The organism is Klebsiella sp. MS 92-3 (assembly GCF_000195655.1).
Taxonomy (GTDB): Bacteria; Pseudomonadota; Gammaproteobacteria; order Enterobacterales; family Enterobacteriaceae; genus Klebsiella; species Klebsiella pneumoniae.
This window is the reverse complement of record NZ_GL882811.1, coordinates 9,045-9,358: the sequence shown is the minus strand read 5'-3', so window position 1 is coordinate 9,358 and position 314 is coordinate 9,045. Positions and strand designations below refer to the sequence as shown.

Below are 314 nucleotides of genomic sequence, written 5' to 3'. Positions count from 1 at the left end.
CGGGCGCCGCCTCCAGCAGGCCGTTCATCATTTCGGCGGCGGTTTGCGCCTTGCCGGGGCCGAGCACCACCTGGAACTGCTCGTCGCTGACGATCACCCCCATCACGCCGTCAATCTGGCGGATGGCGGCGCTGTCGGCCAGACTTTCATCGCGCAGGGTCAAGCGCAGGCGCGTCATGCAGTTGCCCGCCTGCGCGACGTTTGCGGCGCCGCCCACGTGGGCGAGGATCCGCGCTATCATCTCTTTCGTTATTTTTGCCATTGCCCGTTACCTGTCTGTCGGCGCTCAGGTATTACAGCACGCCGGGGTGGAG

At 65.6% G+C, this 314-nt stretch carries 1 protein-coding gene; it reads right to left on the bottom strand.

The annotated features are described in order from the left end of the window. Positions 1–262: PTS transporter subunit EIIB (locus HMPREF9538_RS13415; protein WP_009485160.1), on the bottom strand; the 262-nt coding region annotated here is incomplete at its 3' end. Positions 263–314: the final 52 nt, after the last annotated feature.